This window comes from Bacillus sp. T33-2, from assembly GCF_002860205.1.
GTDB lineage: Bacteria > Bacillota > Bacilli > Bacillales > Cytobacillaceae > T33-2.
In genome coordinates, this window is the sequence record NZ_PGVB01000010.1 from 463,169 (window position 1) to 487,114 (window position 23,946).

Annotated in this window: 21 protein-coding genes; 7 read left to right on the forward strand and 14 right to left on the reverse strand. The window is 44.5% G+C overall.

Annotation, left to right across the window (positions count from 1 at the left end; genetic code table 11):
- Window positions 1-38 precede the first annotated feature (38 nt).
- Both CVD19_RS09260 and CVD19_RS09265 read right to left on the reverse strand, forming a co-directional pair.
- Entirely contained in the window at window positions 39-809 is a 771-nt protein-coding gene (locus tag CVD19_RS09260; RefSeq protein WP_180953562.1) for a BsuPI-related putative proteinase inhibitor, read from the reverse strand.
- Window positions 810-836: 27 nt separating this feature from the next.
- Window positions 837-1,679, reverse strand: a complete 843-nt coding sequence (locus tag CVD19_RS09265) for a YitT family protein (protein ID WP_101581555.1) — start codon at window positions 1,677-1,679, stop codon at window positions 837-839.
- A 124-nt stretch (window positions 1,680-1,803) separates the two neighbouring features.
- Here CVD19_RS09265 and CVD19_RS09270 point away from each other — a divergent pair, with 124 nt between their 5' ends.
- A complete protein-coding gene (locus CVD19_RS09270) occupies window positions 1,804-2,664 on the forward strand; it encodes a DegV family protein (protein ID WP_101581556.1) in 861 nt (286 codons plus the stop codon).
- An 88-nt stretch (window positions 2,665-2,752) separates the two neighbouring features.
- On the opposite strand, the gene CVD19_RS09275 is transcribed toward CVD19_RS09270, so the two are convergent.
- Window positions 2,753-3,616 (reverse strand): CvfB family protein, encoded by an 864-nt coding sequence (locus tag CVD19_RS09275; protein WP_101581557.1) that lies wholly within the window; start codon window positions 3,614-3,616, stop codon window positions 2,753-2,755.
- A gap of 158 nt (window positions 3,617-3,774) precedes the next feature.
- On the opposite strand from CVD19_RS09275, the gene CVD19_RS09280 reads away from it, so the two are divergent.
- Window positions 3,775-4,266, forward strand: a complete 492-nt coding sequence (locus CVD19_RS09280) for a YajQ family cyclic di-GMP-binding protein (protein WP_101581558.1) — start codon at window positions 3,775-3,777, stop codon at window positions 4,264-4,266.
- Window positions 4,267-4,413: 147 nt separating this feature from the next.
- Window positions 4,414-5,283, forward strand: coding sequence for an SDR family oxidoreductase (locus tag CVD19_RS09285; RefSeq protein ID WP_101581559.1), 870 nt, complete (start codon window positions 4,414-4,416; stop codon window positions 5,281-5,283).
- Between the two features lie 208 nt (window positions 5,284-5,491).
- On the opposite strand, the gene CVD19_RS09290 is transcribed toward CVD19_RS09285, so the two are convergent.
- The 6 genes from CVD19_RS09290 to CVD19_RS09315 form a co-directional block, all read right to left on the reverse strand.
- On the reverse strand, window positions 5,492-6,520 hold the full coding sequence (locus tag CVD19_RS09290; RefSeq protein WP_101581560.1) for a LacI family DNA-binding transcriptional regulator: 1,029 nt from the start codon (window positions 6,518-6,520) through the stop codon (window positions 5,492-5,494).
- Window positions 6,521-6,559: 39 nt separating this feature from the next.
- Window positions 6,560-8,920: a glycoside hydrolase family 31 protein gene (locus tag CVD19_RS09295; protein WP_180953563.1), complete on the reverse strand. Its 2,361-nt coding sequence runs from the start codon at window positions 8,918-8,920 to the stop codon at window positions 6,560-6,562.
- Window positions 8,921-8,934: 14 nt separating this feature from the next.
- Window positions 8,935-10,476, reverse strand: a complete 1,542-nt coding sequence (locus CVD19_RS09300; RefSeq protein WP_101581561.1) for an alpha-amylase family glycosyl hydrolase — start codon at window positions 10,474-10,476, stop codon at window positions 8,935-8,937.
- A 71-nt stretch (window positions 10,477-10,547) separates the two neighbouring features.
- Window positions 10,548-11,390, reverse strand: a complete 843-nt coding sequence (locus CVD19_RS09305; protein ID WP_101581562.1) for a sugar ABC transporter permease — start codon at window positions 11,388-11,390, stop codon at window positions 10,548-10,550.
- A gap of 1 nt (window position 11,391) precedes the next feature.
- Window positions 11,392-12,675, reverse strand: a complete 1,284-nt coding sequence (locus tag CVD19_RS09310; protein ID WP_101581563.1) for a carbohydrate ABC transporter permease — start codon at window positions 12,673-12,675, stop codon at window positions 11,392-11,394.
- A 134-nt stretch (window positions 12,676-12,809) separates the two neighbouring features.
- Window positions 12,810-14,075 carry a sugar ABC transporter substrate-binding protein gene (locus CVD19_RS09315; protein WP_101581564.1) on the reverse strand — a complete coding sequence of 422 codons (1,266 nt, stop codon included), beginning with the start codon at window positions 14,073-14,075 and terminating at the stop codon, window positions 12,810-12,812.
- A gap of 270 nt (window positions 14,076-14,345) precedes the next feature.
- Here CVD19_RS09315 and CVD19_RS09320 point away from each other — a divergent pair, with 270 nt between their 5' ends.
- Window positions 14,346-16,103, forward strand: coding sequence for an alpha-glycosidase (locus CVD19_RS09320; protein ID WP_101581659.1), 1,758 nt, complete (start codon window positions 14,346-14,348; stop codon window positions 16,101-16,103).
- A 122-nt stretch (window positions 16,104-16,225) separates the two neighbouring features.
- Here the strand turns inward: CVD19_RS09320 and asnB are convergent, their stop codons facing one another.
- Window positions 16,226-18,073, reverse strand: coding sequence for an asparagine synthase (glutamine-hydrolyzing) (asnB, locus tag CVD19_RS09325; protein WP_101581565.1), 1,848 nt, complete (start codon window positions 18,071-18,073; stop codon window positions 16,226-16,228).
- A gap of 169 nt (window positions 18,074-18,242) precedes the next feature.
- Here asnB and CVD19_RS09330 point away from each other — a divergent pair, with 169 nt between their 5' ends.
- Window positions 18,243-18,803 carry a DUF2777 domain-containing protein gene (locus tag CVD19_RS09330; RefSeq protein WP_101581566.1) on the forward strand — a complete coding sequence of 187 codons (561 nt, stop codon included), beginning with the start codon at window positions 18,243-18,245 and terminating at the stop codon, window positions 18,801-18,803.
- A gap of 41 nt (window positions 18,804-18,844) precedes the next feature.
- Here the strand turns inward: CVD19_RS09330 and CVD19_RS09335 are convergent, their stop codons facing one another.
- From CVD19_RS09335 to CVD19_RS09350, 4 genes are all read right to left on the reverse strand, one after another.
- Window positions 18,845-20,569, reverse strand: a complete 1,725-nt coding sequence (locus CVD19_RS09335) for a putative bifunctional diguanylate cyclase/phosphodiesterase (RefSeq protein WP_257985069.1) — start codon at window positions 20,567-20,569, stop codon at window positions 18,845-18,847.
- A 120-nt stretch (window positions 20,570-20,689) separates the two neighbouring features.
- A complete protein-coding gene (locus tag CVD19_RS09340; protein ID WP_101581567.1) occupies window positions 20,690-21,046 on the reverse strand; it encodes a YisL family protein in 357 nt (118 codons plus the stop codon).
- A gap of 114 nt (window positions 21,047-21,160) precedes the next feature.
- A complete protein-coding gene (locus CVD19_RS09345; protein ID WP_101581568.1) occupies window positions 21,161-22,072 on the reverse strand; it encodes a fumarylacetoacetate hydrolase family protein in 912 nt (303 codons plus the stop codon).
- Window positions 22,073-22,124: 52 nt separating this feature from the next.
- Window positions 22,125-23,336: a DUF418 domain-containing protein gene (locus tag CVD19_RS09350; RefSeq protein ID WP_257985070.1), complete on the reverse strand. Its 1,212-nt coding sequence runs from the start codon at window positions 23,334-23,336 to the stop codon at window positions 22,125-22,127.
- A gap of 142 nt (window positions 23,337-23,478) precedes the next feature.
- On the opposite strand from CVD19_RS09350, the gene CVD19_RS09355 reads away from it, so the two are divergent.
- The gene (locus CVD19_RS09355) at window positions 23,479-23,700 is read left to right on the forward strand and encodes a spore germination protein (RefSeq protein WP_101581570.1); all 222 of its coding nucleotides are present in this window, start codon (window positions 23,479-23,481) and stop codon (window positions 23,698-23,700) included.
- Between the two features lie 18 nt (window positions 23,701-23,718).
- Window positions 23,719-23,943: a spore germination protein GerPB gene (locus CVD19_RS09360; RefSeq protein ID WP_101581661.1), complete on the forward strand. Its 225-nt coding sequence runs from the start codon at window positions 23,719-23,721 to the stop codon at window positions 23,941-23,943.
- Window positions 23,944-23,946: the final 3 nt, after the last annotated feature.

Genomic DNA, 23,946 nt, shown 5'->3' on the forward strand with positions numbered 1-23,946 from the left:
TCTTTTTTCAGTTTTTCCAAAAAAACCCCATTAATATATTAATAAAATCTTTCAAGTACCACCGGATAGGTATGAATAATCTTTCCGTTTTCCTTGCTGCGCTCGTAAAGGTTAAACATAAGTGTTCCATTTTGCGGAAGCTTGTCCTCAGGAATGGTGAGTTGAATCGTAAAAGGGCTCCACCCAGCCTGTGTCGCCACCTTCACTTCTGCCTCTTGTATTTGTTCATTATGCCCGTCCTCGACAGTAAAATAAATTGCACCAGCTTCAGGCCTTGCTTCACCAGTAACCTTGTATGTCCCTTTTTCCCCTTCCGATTTTACATTCCGAAAGAATGGATTGGCAGCGGGAATATGCATCTTTTTCACGTCGGTCAGCTTTTTCATCGGTTTGCCATTCGCCATGCTGGCCTTCAGCTCAGCATAAACCGTATATTCCCCCTGTTTTAAGCGTGTTCCGCCTTGAATGTAATCCCATTCTTCCTTCCAGGTTATATCCTCACCTGGTCGAAGGGTCAAAGAACCCAATACTTGTGCGAACGCTTTTCCTTCCGAAAATTGAAAAACTCTGTTGCCAGTTTCATCTTTAACGACAATCTCATATCTTTGTGAAGTTGGAAATTGTAATTCAATGCTATTCTGTCCATCGCTCCTTAAAGTCAGGTCAAACTGAGCCTTATCTGGACCAGCGATTGGATCCACGATAAATATAATTTCCTCTTTAACTGGCACCGGGCGTTCCTCTCCCATCGCAAATACGGATGTTATGGCGAATCCAAGCAAAAGAATTGAAAGCAACAGTTTTTTCATTTGCATACCTCTTTTTCATTCCCGGCGTCATTCACGCCGGAAAAATCCGAATACCCCGGTTGTCTGCACAATGTTGGTAAACGCTTTTGGATCAACTTCTTTTATGATCCGCTCCAAATCAAATAACTCGTACCGGGTAATGACAATCATCATCACTTCCTTTGGCTCATTCGTAAACGCTCCCTTCGCTGGTATCGTCGTTATGCCCCGAACGAGCCGTGAATGTATCGCTTCTTTCATTTCTTCTGCCTTCCGGGTGATGATCATTGCGGTCAGTTTTTGATGCCTTGTATGGATCGAATCAATGACTCTTGTGGACGCATACAGAGCCACAAGGGTATACAAGGCATTTTCCCATCCGTACAGATAGCCTGCAGTGATGATAATGATTGCGTTCAGTGTGAAGAAATATGTACCTACAGGCCTGTCCTTCATTCTTGAAAGCACCATCGCAACGATATCCATCCCCCCGGTCGATGCCCCCCATTTTAAGGTTATGCCGACACCTACTGCTGCTATGACCCCGCCGAACACAGCGTTCAGCAAAATATCCCTGGAGACCCTTTCAATTGGTACAACCTCAAGGAAAAAAGACATCAGCAACACGGAAATAAAACTGTAGAATGTGAAGGATTTCCCGACCTTTTTCCAGGCGAGAATTGTAACAGGGATATTTAAAAGAAGCAGCAGCACCCCGGTGGAAATATTCACAGGTGTGTATTCGCCCAGCACCCGCGAAAGCAGCTGGGCCGCTCCGGTAAATCCGCTCGCATATACATTTGCCGGGATTAAAAAGAAATTCATGGCTATGGCATTTAAGAGTGCGCCAATGATGATAATGATGATTTTCTTGGAGTGAAGCCAGACCATAAAAAACCCCCTCGCGTTCTCTATTATCCATACCCTTTTTTGTCGAATATCAGTACTGCTAATTGTTTTTTTATATTGAAACAGCTAAACTTATAGCATAAGTTGGTGAAAGCGGGTGAATTTAATGCCAGTTAAAATTTTGGCGGATAGTGCTTGTGATTTGCCTCTCAGTTTTTATGAAAACAATAATGTCACGTTCTTTCCTTTAAAAGTTCAAATTGGTGGGAAAGAGTTTGATGATCTTCAAACCATCCAGCCGAAAGAGGTTTATAATTTCATCAGAGGCGGTCAGCGGCCCACAACCTCCCAGGTGTCTCCTGCCGGTTTTAAAGAGGTGTTTACCGAGATGGCCAGGAACGGTGAAGAAGGTATTTACATAGCTTTCTCTTCAGAACTATCCGGAACATACCAGACGTCGGTCATGATTTTGGAACAGGTGAAAGAAGAGTATCCTGATTTTAACCTTTCGATCGTGGACACGAAAGGCGCATCATTGGGGTATGGGCTCGTCGTCATGGAAGCGGCCAAGCTCGCAAACGACAATATGTCAAAGGAAGAAATCCTTGAGGATGTACGCTTCCGTTCCAGCCATATGGAACATTTATTTACAGTGGATGATCTGGATTATCTCGCCAAAGGTGGCCGTGTCACAAGAACATCGGCATTCCTCGGCGGATTGCTTAACATCAAGCCTCTGTTAAATGTGGAAGATGGAAAATTGGTTCCGATTGAAAAAATCCGGGGAAGGAAAAAACTTCTGCGGAGGATCATTGAAGTGATGAAGGAACGGGGTGCCCGCCTGGAAGACCAAAACATTGGCATCAGCCATGCGGACGATGAGGACACAGCTTCGGAAATGAAAAACTTGATCGAGGAAGCGTTCAATCCACGTGAGATCACAATCACCCCTATTGGCGCGGCAATCGGCTCCCACACAGGGCCCGGCACTATCGCCATTTTCTTTTTAAACAAAATGCCATCATGATTATTTTATCTTAAGCGGCTATTCTTCTGTTTTGAAGGATAGCCGCTTTATTTTGATAAAGGAGAGCTGGCGTCTTTTAACGCTCGCTCTACTGCTGCTTTTTATAGGTCCAGCCTTCCTCCTGATATACTTTGCCCTCTTTCATCAGCCTGCCAAGCGCCCTTTTAAATGAGCTTTTGCTCATCCCAAACCTTTCATTGATGTCCTCGGCCATGCTTTTATCACTGAATGGCATGGCACCGTTCCTTGCATCCAAATAGGCGAGGATTTTTTCAGCATCTTCATCGAGTGCCTCTTGCTTCCTAGGCAGCAACGAAATATTAACAGATCCGTCTTCTTTTACATCAATGATCCTGCCCTCTACCTTTTGGCCGATTCGTGGTTCCCTGTTCCGCTGCGACTCGTGGATAAACCCTTTGAATCCTTCAGCAGTATAAACCCAGCTTCCAACTCTTGCAGTGCGGTAAATGTATCCGTGGACATTTTTATTAGAATCTTTCCTCGTGGCCGGGACAGCTATTTCGTTGATGACTGGGTCTGTCGCCATCCTCACAAAAATTCTGTTATTCCTGTTTACCCTCAGTGTGACATACAGCAAATCACCTTCTTGCGGCCAAACTGACTTGAGGGCGGGCAAGTCTTCCTCACCGAGCAGGACATGTTTATTAATTCCGATGTCCAGGAAATACCCGATTCCAGGCTTATAATCAACGACTGGCACCCAGTCATACTTCCCAACCACAACTGTCGGGATCGTGGTGGTTGCAGCGAGCCTTCCATGTGAATCCACATAAAGAAACACCTTTACCGGTTCATCTACCTCTAAAATTTTATCCGTATCATTTGAATGCAACAGGACATCTTCGTTCCCATCTGTCAGGAAATATCCGAACTCTGTCTGTCTTGCGACGGTAAGTTCGATTTCCTTCCCTGTATAATCTATTAGGGGCATGTTTTTCCTCCTGGACTAATTATTATGATTTGAACTGGATTTTTCCGAAAAGTTGTTTGGACTGCTACATTTTACTATAATGAATGCATAAAGTGAACCATCCGGCAGTGTAAGTTTTCCCGCCGGCTGGCCAAATACTGATGTTTCGGAGGTTGTATATGTCAAAAGAGAGCTCATTTGATATTGTATCCAAAGTTGATCTTGCGGAAGTCACAAATGCGATCAATATTGCAATGAAAGAAATCCAGACCCGCTATGATTTTAAAGGAAGCAAAAGTGATATTTCACTGGACAAGGAAGAGCTTGTACTGGTTTCTGACGATGAATATAAGCTTGATCAGTTAAAGGATGTCTTGCTCGGCAAGCTGATTAAAAGAGGCGTGCCAGTTAAAAATCTCGACTACGGAAAAATTGAAAAAGCATCGGGTGGCACCGTCAGGCAGCGCGCTAAGCTTGTCCAGGGAATCGACAAGGAAAATGCCAAAAAAATCAACACCCTCATCAAAAATTCCGGATTAAAGGTGAAAAGCCAGGTCCAGGATGACCAGGTGCGAGTAACTGGCAAAAACAGAGATGATCTCCAGAAGATTATTTCTGCCGTCCGCGACGCAGATTTGACGGTTGATGTTCAATTTGTGAATTACAGGTAAGCTAAATAAAAAAGTAACGGACAGAGCACCTGGTTCTGTCCGTTTTTTCATGGTAAGGATCCCCTGCTTCTAATTTTTCCCATGTTTTGTCTTAGTGAATTTATGGAATTTAAGTAGTGTTGGAAAATATGACGGGAGTGATCAGATATGAGTAATGAACAGGAAAACAAAAAAGGATTTCCTCCCCAGCATCAGGACCATCAGCCAGGAACAGAGGACGAAATGAAACCGGAGCCGGTTTCGGTTGATAAAAATTATCAGGGATCAGGAAAACTTAAGGGGAAAGTAGCCTTAATCACTGGCGGTGACAGCGGAATCGGGAAGTCGATCGCTATTTATTTTGCCAGAGAAGGTGCCGATGTGGCGATCGTCTATCTAGAGGAAAATGAGGACGCTCAGGAAACAAAACAGTTGATTGAGGCAGAAGGAAGCACTTGCCTGTTAATGTCAGGCGATGTAGGCAGTGAGCTGTTCTGTATGGAAGCTGTGGAAAAAACGATTGAACGGTTCGGTAAAATTGACATTCTTATTAATAATGCCGCCGAGCAGCATCCACAGAAGAGCCTGCTTGATATTACCTCAGAGCAGCTTGAAAAGACATTCCGGACTAATATATTCTCAATGTTCTATTTGACGAAGGCCGTTCTGCCGCATCTGCAAAAAGGGAGCTCCATCATCAATACCTCATCGATTACGGCTTACAAGGGTAATGAGCAGTTAATTGACTACTCATCGACAAAAGGAGCGATTGTGACCTTCACCCGTTCGCTGGCAATGTCACTCGCCAGCCAGGGTATCCGGGTGAACAGTGTAGCACCCGGTCCTATTTGGACGCCGCTCATTCCATCTACTTTTTCAGCGGAACAGGTTGCCAAGTTTGGCAAAGATACACCAATGGGACGCGCAGGGCAGCCATATGAACTCGCCGGAGCTTACGTCTACCTTGCAAGCGAAGATTCAACATATGTAAGCGGACAGACGATCCACGTTAATGGCGGGACGATTGTTAATGGTTAAACGTGCAGCAATACGAAAAGGCAAAGCAGAGAGACCACTCTGCTTTGCCTTTTTATGAAGGACAGTTTTAACACTCTAGTCAGGAATTTTGTCCTTTAGACGATATATGAAGGACACTTTTTTACGCAAACTTCCAGAATTCTGTCCTTAAGAACCCTTATGAAGGACACTTTTTACGCTTGCTTCCAGAATTTTGTCCTTCAGACTGTTATTTTGCGGATGCTTCTTGGCAGGAGTACCTTTTTACGATTTGGAAAGGGACAATGATCCGTTTGGTTGGTTCTTTTGGGTTTTCGATTTTTTGAATCAGGCTTTTGGCTGCTTCATAGCCAAGGTCGAAGATATTGATATCTACAGACGTTAGCGGCGGGCGGGCCATTTCGGCAATCAGCACATTGTTGAAGCTGACGACCGAAATGTCTGCAGGAACAGCAATGCCCATTTCATCAAGTGTATTTAACACCCCGAGGGCCATCAAATCATCCGAAACAACCATAGCAGTCGGCGGGATTTCAAGGGAGAGGAGTTCCTGTACCGCACCCTGGCCCCCCTCCCGAAGGAATTCGTCGTGGATGATATATTCATCAACCAAATGAATTCCCGCTTTCCGAAGCGCTTTTTCATAGCCGAGCAGCCTTTCGACCGTCACAACGAGGTCCAGACTTCCTCCGATGAAACCAATCCGCTTGTGGCCAAGCCCGATTAAATATTCCGTGACTTCTTTTGAAGCCTTAAAATTGTCATTGTCAACATGGGTGATTTCTTCGACATGCTTAAAGGGCTTTCCTATCACGACAAACGGGAATTCCCGCTCCCGCAGGTATTCGAGCACCTTGTCTTCAATCTTGGAATAAAGCAGGACGACACCATCGACTCTCCCGCCCTGTACCATTGCAACAACACCGTCGAAGATTTCGGCTTCCGTCTTGCCAGTTGTCATATGAAGGGCATATTGCTTTGCATTTGCACCTTCACTTAATCCCCTGAGGACAGTCGGAAAGAAGGGGTTTTGGAACACCACATCTGTCGAACTCGGCATGACTAGCCCTATCGCCCTGGTGGACTGGCTCGCGAGGCTTCGCGCGATAAAATTCGGGTGGTAACCAAGCTGGTCCATCACTTCCCTTACCCGCTCTTTTGTTTTTTCACTGATCCTCGGGCTGTTGGCAATAACCCGGGAGACCGTTGAAGGTGCTACCTTGGCAATTTTCGCAACATCTTTGATTGTTACAGCCATAAATTCCCCTCCCCTCATATTTATAGGTCATAACTCTTATTATAAAATAATTGCCAACTTGTTATTGGGTGTTTTATGGATTTTTCTTGCTTCTCCATTTACCTTCACTTGTGTATCAGCCGGCGCTCCGTGAATGACCAGTTCCAGCTCTGTCCACTCAGGCCTATAATCCCCTCTCAATTCAATAGACACTATAATATCCTTATTGGAGGACTGTATCTGAACTGCATGTTCCAGAAACTCGCCGTTTTCATATGCGAATGTTTTACCATCGTCATCATACATTTTAAAGGCAAAAGAATCTCCTTCAGAGAAATAATAATGGATGGTCCGCTTGCTATCAATTGCTTCTGTTGACTCCCGTACTTCAGAGTGCACAATCATCGAGCCTTGTTTGATGAAAATTGGAAGCGTCTCCAGATCGGCATGGACCATATGGTGCTTTCCGCCCTCATAAACTTCTTCTGTCCAATAAGAGACCCAGTTTCCTTCTGGTAAATAGACAACTCTGTGTTCAACGGATGGCTGCATGATCGGGGCAATGATGACATTATCACCGATCATATACTGGTCTGAGAGATTATAGGTTTTTTCATCATCAGGGTATTCCATCAATAATGGGCGCACAACCGGGATTCCGCTCCTGTACGCTTCAGCAAAAAGTGTATACAGATGCGGCAGCCATTTATAACGAAGCTCGATATATTTTTTGATGACCTTTTCGTACTTCTCGCCAAATGACCATGGTTCCTGCCGCACGAAACCGATTGCACTATGGTTTCTGAAGTAAGGCGTAAAGGCACCGACCTGGGTCCAGCGTGCCAGCAGTTCCCCATTTGAATCATGGGCGAAACCGCCGACATCCGGCCCCGCAAAGCTGACCCCAGACATTCCAAGGTTCATGACCATAGGGAGCGACATTTGCAAATGCTCCCAAAAGCTCCGGTTATCACCAGTCCAGACAGCAGAAAAGCGCTGGACCCCGGAAAAGCCTGCCCTGGTCAGTAAGAACGGCCGCTTGCCGCCAAGCTGCTTTTTCATTCCGTTGTAAGTGGCATCACCCATCATAAGGCCGTAAATATTATGGAGTTCCCTATGGCTGCGGGGATCGCCATCATTTTCATGCATAACCTTTAGATCCATCGTTTTCGTCTCGTTAAAAACAGCCGGTTCATTCATGTCGTTCCAGATGCCCTCAATTCCAAGATCAGTATAAAACTTATGCTTCTCCCCCCACCATTCACGAACTTTATCGGAGGTGAAATCAGGGAACGCACTGTTGCCGGGCCAAACATCCCCGTAGTAAATATTGCCTTCGATATATTTGCTGAAGTGGTTGCCATAGATGCCTTCCTGGTAAATCTGGTATTCCGGATCCTCTTTTACACCGGGGTCGACAATCGGCACAATGCGGATCCCCTGTTCTTTTAAATCCGCAACCAGCTTTTTTGCATCTGGAAACCGTTCACGGTCAAAAGTAAAAACGCGGTATTCATCCATATAGTGTATATCCAGGTAAATAACGTCAAGCGGGATTCCCTTCTCTTTGAAGATCGCCGCAAGTTCCCGTACTTCCTGTTCTGTTTCATAGCTGTAGCGGGACTGATGGTAGCCGATTGCCCACTTTGGCGGAATGGGTGCCCTTCCGGTTAAATGGGTATATTGCTCAAGGACCTCCTTCGGGCCCGGACCTGCCATCACATAGAAGTCCATTTGGCCGCCTTCAGCACCGAACGAATAATGATCGGTATCTGACCGGAAATCGAATGTCGATTTAAACGTATTGTCAAAAAAGATTCCATGTGCCTTCCCGTCCCGCAATGTCATGTAGTATGGAATTGATTGGTACAATGCGTCGGTTTCAGGATTGTGGGGAGCATAGACGTCCGTGTTCCACATTGTCATTTTCTCGCCGCGCTTATCCAGAAAGCCTGATTTTTCCCCAAAACCATAAAAATGGTCGGATTCATTCATTTCATTCACACAGATTACTTCTCCGGAATGCTTAAAGCCGATGCCCTTGGTATTCTGGCGGATAATCACTCTGCCGTTTTTGTCGGTCACTGTAATCCTGGCAGGGGCCTTGCTGATTGCCACCGTTAATATGGAAGACGAAAGTGAGACTAAATCATCGCCTTCTGAAATGGAAACTTCAACCGCCGCAGCAGAGGCTATAAGTGCCGGACTGCTTTTCAGACTCGTTTCACCGGAAGGCTTAACCACAAAACGCACGATGTCATCACGATAAAAAACAACCTTCAGTATTCCCTTTTCGGCCGACAGGGCAGCACCATTTTCTATCAACTGAACATCGTTTACATTTCCGATATCAAGATATTCATGTACATCTTTTCCACTTTTTTTGCCTGGATGTATGGCAAAGCTAGTATCTTCCAACATATCCATTCCCCTTATCAAGTCTCGGAGTTTTTTCGTTTTGCTTTTTTCCAGATCAAGAAAATAAAAATGAAGAAGGCAGCATATATAGAACCCATGACGCTTAGATAGCGGATATTTAATCCTGTTTTGTCAGCCAGCACATAAATTTCGGCATCTTCGCGTTCTAATGTGAGGGTGTACTCATTATCCCCGCTTCTGGCCAAATCGTCAGACAACAGTCCCCGCAGTTCCTTGCCTCCTTCTAAATGCTCGGCAGTCAATTTGATATTCTGCGTTTTAGAAGTGTTGTTAATCGCGATGACGGAAGTTTCATCTTCATATCCCCGCTTATAAACTGCCATCCCATTTTCTTCAAACAGTTTTTCAAAATTCCCTCTCGTTAATGAAGGAAGCTGCCCACGAAGTTCTCCCAGTTTTGTAATATAATCAATTAAATCCTTGTCAGCCCGGAAGTCCATTTGCCTGCGGTTGTCCGGGTCTTCTCCGCCGTTAAGGGCAATTTCACTGCCATAATAGACAATTGGAATCCCCGGAGCCGTATATAAATATGTAAGGGCAAGCTTCCATCTTGTTCCGGGATGCTGGTTGTTTGCGACCGCATCCCTTGTGAACCTCGGTGTGTCGTGGTTATCCATGAAGGTGCCCATCAAGTATGGATCTTCATAAATTGCCTCGTTCCTCTCACTCACTGTAAACAGCCAGTCCAGTGTCTGGTCAGGCTTTGCAAATGCTGTGCGAAGATGCTCATTCAAAGGATAATCCACAAATCCGTCTATCCCGGCTTTATCGTATTCAGCTATATAATTTGGATCATTTGACCAGACTTCGCCGATCAGGTAAAAATCTTTCTTGACACTTTTTACTTCTTTTGAAAAGTCGGTCCAGAAATCAACCGGCACATGCCTGACTGTATCCAGCCGATACCCGTCAACGTCCGTTTCAGTTATCCACCATTTTGCTGCATCAAGCAGGTATTTTTTCACTTCAGGGTTTTCTGTTGCGAAATCAGGCAGGCCGTACAGCCAATTGTTTTCAAGTTCCTCCTGGCTGTTCCAGTTCACGATATCCTGCCGTGGATGGAACCAGTCTTTCTTTGCCGGGTCCTCCAGCCACGGATGCCCGGGTGCGGTATGGTTTACAACAAAATCCAGAATGACCTTGATGTCTTTTTTGTGGGCTTCTTTTACAAGCTTTTTAAAGTCCTCCATGCTGCCAAAGTGTTCCTCGGTTTTATAAAAATCGGTAATCCAGTATCCGTGGTATCCTTTTTCGGCGTTGTCAAAAACCGGGGTCAGCCATATCGCTGTAAAACCCATATCTTTAATATAATCCAGCTTATCAGTGATCCCCTGGAAATCACCGCCATGATAAGCTTTAGGATCCTTGGTATCGACTTTAAAATCATTTTTTGTATCTCCGTTATTGAAACGGTCGACCATTAGAAAATAAATCGTTTCATCCTGCCATTTGCGCTCTTCTTTTTCTGCTGCTCCCGCAGGGAGGGCGTAAAAAAGAAGAAACGGAATTAAGATGAAAGTGATCAGCCTTTTTTTCATCTCCGCTCCTCCTAAAAAATTTCAAGCAAAGGCAACGAACACCTTTGCTTAAAAGTATTTGCCCTTTTAGATTAGCCCTTTGTTCCGCCCGCCGTCAATCCGGATACGAAATAACGCTGGAACGACAAGAACAGGATGGCAATCGGAACCGCGATCAGTACTGCCCCCGCTGCGAAAGTCGTAAACTCTGCACCAAATTGTTTAGCAACCATATCATACAGGCCGACAGCCAGCGTGTATTTCTTTTCATGTCTCAGCAAGATGCTTGCGATGATGAAATCCGCAAATGGAGCAATAAAGGCAAATAAAGCAACTACTGCGATGATTGGTGTCGCCAGCGGCATGACGATTTGGAAAAAAATCCGGAAGTGGCCTGCGCCATCAATTTTAGCAGACTCATCCAGCTCTTTTGGAATGGTGTCAAGATATCCTTTCATCAGCCACGTATTCATTGGAATCTGGCCGCCTACATAGACAAGGATGAGTCCCAGATGCGTATCCAGCAAGCCTGTAAGGAGAGCCAGGATGAATATCGCAATCAACGCAGCAAAGTTAGGGATCATTTGCAGGATTAAAAATGTCATCAAACTATTTTTTCTGCCCACGAAACGATACCTGGAAAAAGAGTAAGCAGTTAAACTGACTAAAATAACTGTCAATATCATTGTCAGCACACTGACTTTGAGCGAATTCCAATACCAGTGCAAATAATTGCTGCGGTCAAGGTCAAACAATTCTTTATAGTGTGCAAGAGTTGCATTTTTTGGAATGATGCTTGAACCTGATAAACTTTGGCCCGGGTTAAAAGATGAACCGATAATCCATGCGAGCGGATAAAGAATGATGGCAAACATGGCCAAAATAACAAGGTATGTCAGCGTTAGTCTGATAAATTTCTGTCTCTTTATGCTCATATCACATCATATCCTCTTCCTGGAATGATTTCGTCCGCTTGAACTGCCATAGCGCAACGCCGATTACGACAAGTGACAGCAGCATGGTAATCGCGGCTGCTTTTGAATATTGGGCAGATACCATGGTGAGGCGGTAAATCCATGATATCAGGATATCTGTTCCGCCGGCATTTGATCCTGGCACCGCAGGACCGCCATTATTAAATAGATAGATAATGTTAAAGTTATTGAAGTTGAATGTGTATTGTGTAATTAATATCGGTGCTGTCGCAAACAAGACTAGCGGGAGAGTAATGCTTTTGAACTTCTGAAAATTGGAAGCTCCGTCTACTGTTGCAGCTTCATAGAGTTCATCAGGGATCGACTGCAGGACACCGGTGGTCATCGCAAAAATAAACGGAAAACCGAGCCATGTCTGGATCATGATCAAAGCGATTTTTGTATACACTGCCTTCGTCATCCATGGAATGTTTTCAATTCCAAAAAACGCGAGGATATCACGGTTTATGGTGCCGAACGTTTCGTTAAACATCCCGGCAAATACAAGGATCGAAACGAACGATGGGACCGCCCAGGGAAGGATGAAAACTGTACGGATGATTGCTTTTCCTTTAACATCCTTCTGGTTCACAATAATGGCCAGGATGATTCCAAGCGCCACCTGAAAAGTGGTTGCCGCAAACGTCCAGACAATCGTCCACGATAATACTGAGAAAAATGTTTGGCGCCATATATCTATTTCAAAAATATCTGTAAAGGTCTTGAATCCAACCCAGTCAACGAGCTTGGCCGGAGGGGAATGGTAAAGGTCATAGTTTGTAAACGCAAGTAAAACAACAAATATGATAGGAAAAATAACGACGAACACCAGCAGCAAAAAGCCGGGTGACATGATCAGATAAGGAAAACCGTTATCTATCAGGTTGCGGTACTGCTCTTTCAAACTGTTGAGATTTTCTCCCAGATCCCTTTTCACGCCGTTTTTGTAGGCATCCCGTAAATTAAAAAGGTAGAAACCAATTCCGAACACAACGACGATAACTGCCAAAATCCCTTGAACTAATAGAAAAATCGAGTGGTCCCGGGGTGTTTCTTCTCCTAATGTGAAAATCCCCCACAAACCCATATTTAACAGATCAGCAAACACGTAGAAAAAGGAAGAGGCTAAAACAAGGAACGAAGCCCCTTTTAAGTACTGCTTGTGATACAGCTGGCCGAGCCCCGGAATGATAGACAGGGCAAGTGCGGTTCTGCGATGTTTCGTTTGATAGGATTTGTCAGCCATCCTATATTCGCCTCTCTCTCTATATTTTCAAAGCATCAGATGCTTTATGAAGAAGAAAAAGCTTTTCCCCTTCATGAAGCACCTGATTTATGTATGGCAGTACCCCATTAAAAGAGGTACTGCCATGCATTGGATTATTTTGAATGATTTGCTTCAATGTTCTGGCCGATTTGCTTTACAGCAGAATCAAGCGCTGCTTTCGGCTCTGCCTTGCCTGTTACGACAGTCTGAAGCGCGTCGGCCATTGGCTTCCAAACCTCAGCCATTTCTGGAACGTTCGGCATTGGGACTGCATCCTGTGTCTGGAGGGCAACTGCTTTGGCACCTTCATTTTCAGCGATGGCTGGATCTTCTATCAATGCAACGTTAGTAGGAACCTCTTTCGTTTTTTCGAAGCGAATCTTGGAGTTCTCGTCATTTGTGATAAACTCTACGAACTTGGTTGCCAGTTCCTGATTTTTGGAGAAAGCAGAGACATGGTAGCCTTTTACTCCCATGAATGTCTTCATTGGAGTTCCATCAGCAAACTTCGGCAGCGGGGCAACACCGTAATCAATTCCTGCTTCTTCCATAGCTCCGAAAGCCCAAGGACCATTCATAACAGAAGCAACTTTCCCTTCGTTGAATAATCCATCCATTGCAGAACCGCCGTTTTCTCCAACAATGCCTTTAGGGAACAATCCTTCTGTATACCATTTTTGAATAAATTCAGTACCTTTTACAGCACCTTCATTATTTAAGCCAACATCTTTAGGGTCCAACGTTCCATTGTCTTCTTTGAATACATAACCGCCATTCCCTCCGATTGGGGCATGAGCAAAATAGTAGTTATCAAAAAGCGCAAGGAATCCGTAGCTTTCGCCTTTTGTATTTTCTTTTGCAAAAGTATATAAATCTTCCATTGTTTTAGGAACTTCTTTCATAAGCGCTTTGTTATAAATGAATACAGGGGTTTCAGCTGATTTTGGAAGTCCATATAATTTGCCATCAAAAGTCTGTGCAGCAATGGAAGTTTCAGAGAATAGTTCCTTAGTTTCGCCGCTCACTTTAAGTTCTGCAATAAGTCCTTCTGTTGCAACCTGGCCGATCTGGTCATGAGGCAAAGTGATGACGTCCGGGCCTGTGCCTGCAGGCCCGTCAAGGCGCAGCTGGTCGCGCATTTTGTCAGCCATTGGAACTTCTTTGATTTCGACTTTTACACCGTGTTCTTTTTCAAATTCGCCGACTACATCCTTAAGCCATACTGATTTATCTTTGTCTTCCCAGACTACAAGCTTATCGCCTTTTTCTTCTTTTTTTCCGCCAGTGCTTGAGCCACCGCTCTCTTCTTTAGGCCCGCACGCAGCAAGAGCACCGATCATCAAGACCAGCATCATAAAAACGGATACAACCTTTTTCATATTTGTCCCCTCCTAAAATAGGTTTTACTTATAATTGCGCAACTGTCAACCCTTAGTGCAAACGTTTGTTTTACGTTGCATACTCTATGAAAACGATTGCACAACCTTAATTCCTATTATAAAGTGTATTTTGGGTTTGACAACTAGTTTTTGTGATTTTTTTGATTTAGTCCTGAAAATTATCAGAGAGCAGGGTTTATGATTGACATTCAAATAGTGGTATTCTACCCTTATTGTAATTATATTTTTATAGAAAGGAAAGTGAATGGGTTGATCAAAGAAGCCATTTACCACCGTCCTAAAGATAATTATGCATACGCTTGCACAAACGAGGAGCTGCACATTCGGATCAGAACAAAAAAAAATGACATGTGTGAAGTAACTTTAGTCCACGGGGATCCGTACGAATGGATCGACAAACACTGGATAGCAGCAACTGTCCCAATGGTAAAAAGCGGCTCTGACGAATTGTTCGACTATTGGTCCGTGAAAGTGCGTCCGCCACATAAGAGGCTTCGCTACGGTTTTATCTTAAATGATGGGACCCAGTCTGTTTGCCTGACGGAAAAAGGCTTTTACAGCGAGCCGCCACTGGATGATACGGCCTATTATTACAGTTTTCCATTTTTGAATGACGCCGATGTCTTTAAGGCACCAGAATGGGTTAAAGACACTGTATGGTATCAAATATTCCCAGAACGGTTTGCAAATGGAGATCCTGCCACAAACCCGGAAAACACACTTCCATGGGGCAGCGAAGACCCGACTCCTACGAATTTTTTTGGCGGGGACATCGAAGGTGTCATCCAGAATATCGGGTACCTGAAGAACCTCGGTATAACTGGGATCTATTTCACACCGATTTTTAAGGCGTATTCCAACCATAAATACGATACAATCGATTACCTTGAAATTGATCCGCAGTTCGGCGACAAGGAAACCTTGAAGCGTTTGATTGACACATGCCATGAGCACGGAATTAAGGTAATGCTTGACGCAGTGTTTAACCACAGCGGCTTTTATTTCCCGCAATTCCAAGATGTCTTGAAAAATGGCGAGAATTCCCCCTACAAGGAGTGGTTTCATACTAGGGAGTTTCCGCTGCTGACGGAGCCGCTGCCAAACTACCACACGTTTTCCTTTGTGGCACAAATGCCTAAGCTGAATACAGAAAACGAGGAAGTAAAAAAGTATTTACTGGAAGTCGGCCGCTATTGGGTTCGCGAATTTGATATCGACGGCTGGCGTCTGGATGTCGCCAATGAAGTTGACCATGCTTTCTGGCGTGACTTCAGGAGAGAGGTTAAAGCGATAAAGCCAGACCTTTATATTCTCGGGGAAATCTGGCACGATTCCATGCCATGGCTGAGAGGCGACCAATTCGACGCGGTCATGAACTACCCGTTCACCACCAATATATTGAATCTGTTTGCAAGGGACAAAATTACGGTAAAACAATTTATCGAGAATATGACAAATGTCCTCCATATGTATCCAAAGAATGTTAACGAGGCGGCATTCAACCTCGTGGGAAGTCATGACACGCCAAGGATTTTGACAGAGTGTGGTGGAGATATCGAAAAAGTGAAACAAATATATACGGTGCTGCTAACGTTTGTCGGAACCCCGTGCATCTATTATGGCGACGAAATCGGCATGGCTGGCGGAGCGGACCCGGGCTGCAGGCATTGTATGGTCTGGGACGAAGATAAACAAAACAAGGACTTGTTCGGCCATATTGAGCGACTGATCACGTTGCGAAGGGATTACCCGCTGCTTGCCAATGAAGGAGACCTATATTTTCTCCCATCTCACCATGAAACCTGCTTTGCCTATTCAAAAACAAACGGAGAGAAAACCATTGTTATCATTATCAACATGGACAGCCAACAAACTGAATATCCGCTTCCTTTCAATTTAGAAGGAAAGAAAATCACGAACCTCTGGAGCGGAGAGGAATACGCCTTGGAGAGCGATGATCTGAAAGCCATAATTGATGGCAATGGATTTGCAATTCTTGAGTTTTAAAACAAAGATGAAACCTAGGAATAATAGAACCTCCTACTGGTTTTAAGGCCGAAAGCCGCTTAGTTTGCTAAGCGGCTCTCCTCATGCCTTGCGATTCTTCGTATCCTCAAGGATGGAATCTGTCATTCGGCAATATTAATATTGTAATCCCTGAACCAGATATGGATTTGCGCCAGATGGGCCAGGAGCTGCGGCCCTGTCATGAGCTGGCCGAACCATGGCACTTTAAAAGAAGCACCTTCTGTTTCAATCATCGTGTGCAGGCGTTCTCTGTCAAAAAATTCGTGCAGGGCACTGTTAGGATCAGCCAGACAATCGGATAGCATCGACTGGATTGCCCGCGAATACGCCGGATTATGAGTTTTCGGATACGGACTTTTCTTGCGGTAAAGAACCTCTTCCGGCAGCATGCCTTCAAGTGCTTTCCGGAGTATCCCTTTTTCCCTGTTCCCAAGCATTTTCATGTCCCATGGGATGTTCCATACATATTCCACAAGGCGGTGGTCTGCAAATGGGACGCGCACCTCAAGGCTCGCTCCCATGCTCATCCGGTCCTTGCGGTCAAGCAGCGTTGTCATGAACCAGATCATATTTAAATAAAACATTTCCCTTCTCTTTGTTGCGTCTTCAGGCTCACCGTCGAGGCGCGGGACTTCAGAAAGGGTTTCATTATATTTTTCCATTACATAGTCTTCAAGCTTCAGTTTTTTTCGCCAATGGTCCCTGAGCAGGCCTTGCCTCGATTCGACAGACCTCATCCATGGAAAACCTCGCCGGTTGAGGTCTTCACTGCGGTGAAACCATGGGTACCCTCCAAAGATCTCATCCGCGCACTCACCCGACAGGCTGACAACATAATCCTTCTTGATTTCCCGGCAAAACCATAGCAGGGAAGAGTCAATATCAGCCATGCCTGGCAGGTCACGGACATGCACTGCTTCAGTTAAATAGGCGGCCAGGTCGAATTGGCTGATGATGCAGCTATGGTGTACTGTATCGAATTCGTCGGACATCTTTTTGATCCAGGCTTCATCAGAATTCGGCTGGAATTCATTTTCTTTAAAGAATTGGTCATTTCCTTCGTAATCGATAGAATAAGTATGGAGGCTTCCCTTCCCTTCCTCACTAAATTGATTCGCAGCGATTGCTGTAATGGCGCTGGAATCAACGCCGCCAGAAAGGAAGGTGCAAAGCGGCACATCAGACACAAGCTGGCGCTTTACCGCATCAGTTACCAGGAAACGTACTTTTTCGGTGGTTTCTTCCAGATTATCTGTATGTGTTTGGCTTTTCACATTCCAGTACCGCCAGATTTTCAGTCCGCTCCGGGAAAAGGTAAGTGCATGGCCAGGCCGCAATTCCTTTAATCCTTTAAAAATGCCAGTACCCGGAGAACGTGACGGCCCTAACCCAAATATTTCTGAAAGGCCTTCCCTGTTCACTTCAGTCTTCACAGATGGGTGCGCGAGGATTGCTTTTTGTTCTGAGCCAAAAACAAATCCAGTATTGAGTTCTGAAAAGAACAGCGGTTTTACCCCGAGACGGTCCCTCCCGATGAACAGCTGCTCTTTCTGCGCGTCCCAGACCGCAAAGGCAAATATTCCATTTAAAAATTCCACGCAGTTTTCTTCCCATTCCATATAGGCGGTTAGGAGAACTTCAGTATCAGAATGGCTGTTAAAGGAATATCCTTTTAATAGTAGTGCCTTTCTAAGGTCTTCGGTATTATACAATTCACCGTTATAGCAAATGGTATAATGGTTTCCCGCTTTTTGTTTTGACATCGGCTGCTTTCCCCCCTCAGGGTCAACCACAACGAGGCGTTTATGCCCCAGCGCCGTATGGGTATCAAGCCAGACATTCGTAGCGTCAGGTCCTCTCTTGGAGAGTGTCCCTGTCATTTTTGTTATGGTCTGCAGCTCATTTCTGAGGTCTTTTTTAAAATCGATCCAGCCAGTTATTCCACACATAATCTTCACCCTTTCAAAGCGGAACTTTCCTTAGACGGCAAAAAACATAATTTATTCTTATGCATTGCGCCTAAATATGGTTAATTGTCCCGAAGTTATCAAATCCGGTTATAAATCAGCAGGAAACTGTCTAAAAAGGATGGTGAGCGATTATTTACGGAGGTCAATGATGAACCAACAGCAGAGATTAAAGCTTTTAGAGTACCAGCAAAGAGCCTTCAATACAGGAGCTATCGAATATATAAATAAACAGTGGGTATTTTTTGATGAAGAAACCGAAGAAGCTGTCCTTCTTGAGGATTTGATTCATCAGGAAATCGAGGTGATGCGCCAAAATAAGTGGCAAAAAGGGTATTATCTTGGAGAAGGAACTGTGCAGGATGGCAGTGATATCATTCAACTGGAGGACCGGGAAACAATAAAGATCAAAAAACAGCTTGTATATTCTCTTGAACGATTGTTGAGCGAGATAAACGGTGATACATTTGTCCACTTTCTTACAACACTGAATTCACTGAACTTTTCTATATACGATTGCATCTATTGCTACAACCACCTCACATTTCAGGAAAACGCCGACGGAATCAGCGGCGTCAATTTTATCATTTTCGACAATGAGGAGATGATTTGCAGTGTCCAGCACCACTTTGATTACTATGAACACGGATCAGACCGGTTTGAATTTACGCTAAGCAGCGGGAAACGTACTGTGATTGAGAAGATATTGTAAAACCAATAAAGTCTGCCAGGACGGCAGACTTTATTATTCGGTCAATGGGTATATACTGTACCGGATGGAGATAAAAAGCCCTCTTCAAATTCTTCCGACGCCAGTGGCTTGTGGATGAAAAATCCCTGAGCATAGTGGCAATCCAATTCCTTCAGCAGTTCGATCTGTTCCCTCTTTTCGACCCCTTCAGCGACAACTTTTACAGAAAGTCCGTGCCCCATTGTTATAATTGCTTTGACGATGGCGATGTCGGAAGGTTCAGCATGAAGATTATTGATAAACGAACGGTCGATTTTGAGCGTATTTATCGGAAGGTTCCTTAAGTAGCTTAACGATGAATACCCAGTGCCGAAATCATCGATCGAAACGTTCACACCTGCTTCCTGCAGGGCCTTCATGACAAATATGCTGTTATCAATATTCCGCAGCATGGTGCTTTCGGTCAATTCAAGCGTCAAATGGCGGGGTTTAAGCCCGGATAGCTCCAGGGCGTGCTTCACCTTGTCCAAAAAATCCGGCTGCTGGAACTGATAAGCGGAAACATTTACAGATACCCCCAAATCGGTGAGCCCTTTTAATTGCCATTCCCTTGTCTGCATACAGGCAGTGTTTAATACCCATGCTCCGATTTCATGGATAATGCCTGTTTCCTCGGCCAGAGGGATAAAATCCACCGGTGACACGATTCCGAGATTCGGATGGTTCCAACGGATGAGTGCCTCTGTCCCGGAAATATTCCCATTACTAAGGTCAAGCAAAGGCTGATAACAAAGGTAAAATTCATTTTTTTGCAGGGCTTTGCGCAAATAACTTTCAAATTCAAGACGAACCATTGCCTGTTCGTTCATTTCTGTGGAAAAGAACGTAATGCGGTTTCCACCCTGGTTTTTTGAACGGTTCATGGCAATATCGGCGTTTTTTTGCAGTATGTTCTCACCAATTCCATCTCCCGGAAAAAGGCTGATCCCGATGCTCGCAGTCAAGACGAACTCCTGGGTTTCATAAAAAAGTGGCTGGGCAATATGATCGAGAATTTTTTTTGCCGTCTTCCTAGTGCCGTCGATGGTTACATCCCTCGTCAACATCACTGTAAACTTGTCTCCGCTGAACCTTCCAAAGTATGATCCGGCAGGTAGCGCAGAATCTATCCTGTCAGCAAGGTCTCTCAATACTGAGTCTCCTGCATAATGGCCGAGGCTGTCATTGATGATTTTAAACCGGTCGATATCAATGATCAAAACAGCGACCATCCTTTGTTTTTCTCTGGCCCGCTTCAGCATTTCCTCAAGCTGCTCAGTGAACTTCATCCGGTTTGGCAGCCCGGTTTCGCGGTCGAAATACGCAAGCTCGATGATTTTATCTTCAATGGCTTTAACATTGAAGTTCGCCAATTGCTCTGCCAGATTCATTCCTTTTTCATAGCTGCTGCGTTTCTCTGGCTGTGAAATTATCAATGGGCTGATTTCTGTTTGTTCAAAAATTGTAAAGTAAAGGACCGTTTCCCATTCCTGAATATTGCCAAGGAGAAATTCACCGGCAGCGGCACAGCCCAGTACAGCAGCCGCAGGCAGGTTTTGGTTAAGAAATCTTTGTATATCCCTGAAAGCACCCCTGTCCGGCTCCCGGGAAAAAGCTTGTACTAGCAGATTAGGATAGTGATGTAATTTGTGGTCTCTCAGAAAGCTATTCAATTGGTTTTCGTTCTTATAAACGCAGCAAATTGTATTAGCCATTGTAATCTCCATTGATTGTTTGTATTTCTCCAATATCCCTCATCCTAAAAATACCACAATACTTTCATGGAGGATATGACAAAAATCGAAAAAGCTGCCAGTAAAGGCAGCTTTTTCGACTTTTTTTGACACTGGTTTCATCCTGTCGGGAGACTAAAATCTAAAAACCCCGAGTGGGAGCCTGAAACCTAAAAAAAGGACAAGGACAAGGGCAATAATAAACTGTACCCAGAGCACTGATGTTTTTGTGCGTGTCTTAGTCTTATTGAGTATTAGTTCCATCATCACGATCACCCATAGGCCGACCGCTGTTTTGAGAATATAGAGCATACTGATTTTATAGAGATCAAACAGAATCATAAAACCTGTTGCCAGGACCAGCAGATACAGCACCCTGAGGATCATATGTGTTACTTTAAAGCCTTTTTCTTTTCCGCTCTTATGTAATCCGAGAGCTACAAAAAATAAGATCAATGCCAAAACCCAGGCAGTAATATGGGCATGTGTCAAAAATCCCCGCCTCCTTATTGTCAAATTCCAAAACATCATATCATATTCATGGGGAAAATTCTAAAATTATGGCACTAATGCAGGAAAGATGCCAGACAAGGCATCTTTTTCCATTTACATATTTTCCACCGTATTACTTAATGTTCCAATTTGACCGACCGAGATTTCAATCGTATCCCCCGGCTCAAGGAAGCGTGGCGGTTTAAATCCTTTTCCCACTCCTGCAGGCGTGCCTGTCGCAATTACATCTCCAGGTTCAAGGGTCATACCCCTGGAGAGGACTTCAATTATCTCTTCAACAGGGAAAATAAAATTTTCGGTATTTGAACTTTGCCTGATTTCACCGTTCACTTTTGTTTCAATGTTTAACCTGTTCGGATTTTCAATCACTGATGAATGGACGATCCATGGCCCCATTGGGCAGGTTGTATCGAGGCTTTTGCCAATAAAAAATTGTTTATGCCGGGACTGTAAATCCCTTGCGGTTACATCATTAATGATCGTGTACCCAAAAACATGCTTAAGTGCATCTTCCCGTTTGATCCCACGGCCTCTTTTGCCGATGATAACAGCCAGTTCTCCTTCATAGTCCAGTTCGTCTGTAATTCCGCGGTGGCGCAATATTGTCTCTTCGTGCCCGATTACCGATGTCGGAGCCTTGGTAAACACCATTACATGCTCCGGAATATCTTCTCTACTGCCCATTTCAATGGCATGCTCCGCGTAGTTTTTTCCGACACAGAAAATATTTTTAGCTGGCCGTGGTATCGGAGCAAGAAGAGTGAGGGATTCAATCGGGAAAAACCATTCTTCCTCCTGCCCGTTATCTGCCGCCCATGCGGCAACTTCCCTGGCCTTTTCCACAAATTCCTCACCCAAAGCTATGCAATCAATCATTGAAGCTGGGATGCTGCTGGTTCCTGTCTTCTTCTGTTCAGCTTTTGCCAGATGAAGAACTCTGTCACCTGTTTCATTGACCAGTCCTACAAAGAACCCCTGCCCGTCTTTAGCTGTTACAAACCTCATCCGAAAACACCTCTTTTATGTTTGCTCCTTTAATGTAGTTCGTGACTGACACTCAAAACCCTTTTTTATCACCCCAGGTTTGTTTTTGAAGCCTGCTCCGCTTCCATTTTGGCCGCCTCATATAAGTAACAGCCCTCCACAGCCATTCTACGGGGCCGTAATAATATCTGGACACCCACCATCTGCTTGCGGCAACCTGAATACCAAAAAAAACGATGGCTAGCATTGTTCCGGTAAATATCGAAACCTTTCCATATAACCCGAGACCATAATTGTAAAATATGAGCGTGCACAAAACTGACTGGAATAAATAATTGCTGATCGAAAGCCGACCGACAGCGGCAAGCGGCAGCAAAACCGTCCTTGCCCTATGCCTCCTGGCAAGAAGTGCGATGAAAATCCCATAGGAAGCAGCAAGCATGGGACCGCCGAGAAAATCCTGGGCGTAATCTGTTGCGACATTCCCGGCTGCCACATACGGAAGAAGTTTAATAACCAAACCAGCGATGAATAATACCGTCCCAACAACTGCCATAGATTTTCGAAATGGGGCGATATTTTCAAACCACTTTTTCTTGGCCGCCCCTGCCCCGATAAAAAATAACGGCAGGATCGTAAAGAAATAAATAATGAAGAAACCATTCACTTCATACCATTCTCTGAATCTAGCCCGGGTAATATCTGAAAAACTCCCAGTCTGGTAAGCAGACATGGATGCCCTGGCAGCTTCACTGTCAGCGAGCTGCAAAGCTTCCCCAGGGCTGAAGAATATTGATGCTGTTAATAACGCCACCAGTAAAATATTAGGAATCAAGTAAACCAGCAAGCCTGAATACAACAATCCATTAGCTGACAGCCGCATAAACAACAAGAATACAAAACCGCAAACTGCATACGTGATCAAAATATCTCCGTGCCACACTAAAAAGGCGTGGATGACGCCAATAAGGAGCAATAATGACAGCCTCCTGACTGCAAGGATAGTGAAATTCTGATTTCTCATAAGCATCCTGTCTCTCAGGATGACAAGACCGTATCCAAATAGCATGGCAAACAGCGGATAAAAGCTTGCCTGTAAAAAGATATCAATCACAATATAAGTTATCCGGTTTAACGGGCCCGGCCACCATTCCAACGGTTCAATATATAAAAACGGCGAATGAAAGAACATCATGTTCACGAGAAAAATGCCTAAAATGGCTGCCCCTCTCATCATATCAATCGAAACGATCCTGTTTTGATCTGTCAATGCATCTCCTACCAACGATGGCACCTCCTTTTCTGTAAATTTTAACAAAAAATATCGACCCATGGCTTACTGTTTAATAAAAAATTGGGCGTATTAATCACAATCCAGCGCCCAATACATAGGATGTTAAAGAAATTAGCATAAAAGGGTGTTGCCGATGCCGGCCATTGTGGGCGCAGTGCAGGTAATTTCAATTGGAAGCAGCTCAGTTTTTAATATAGGTGACGTATATCAAATTACCCCTGTTTCAAACGCCAAGACATTTTCTGGCGCCGGCTCTTTCAATACTGGCGACAGGATGACAGTGAATAACCACCAGAGTTCCACTAACACTTTAGACAGTGACGGAATTGACCAGCCGAATTTTTTGAATGCCTAATTGCAGGTGAATAATATGGTGAATTTTTATATACAGCAGTCTATTAATATTAATTTTATAAAAATTGATGGATTAACAAATTCGTCTGTCCTTCAAATCGGGAGTGCCGGAATCATTAAGCCAGCCTCTTACCTCTACAACACCGGAGGATTCATAAAACCTGCTCCCGAGCCTCGGCCGCCAGGCACCGGGCCTGTCAGTGATGTCGAAGCACCTGCTGTTCCATTGCAGTCTCCAACTTGATCC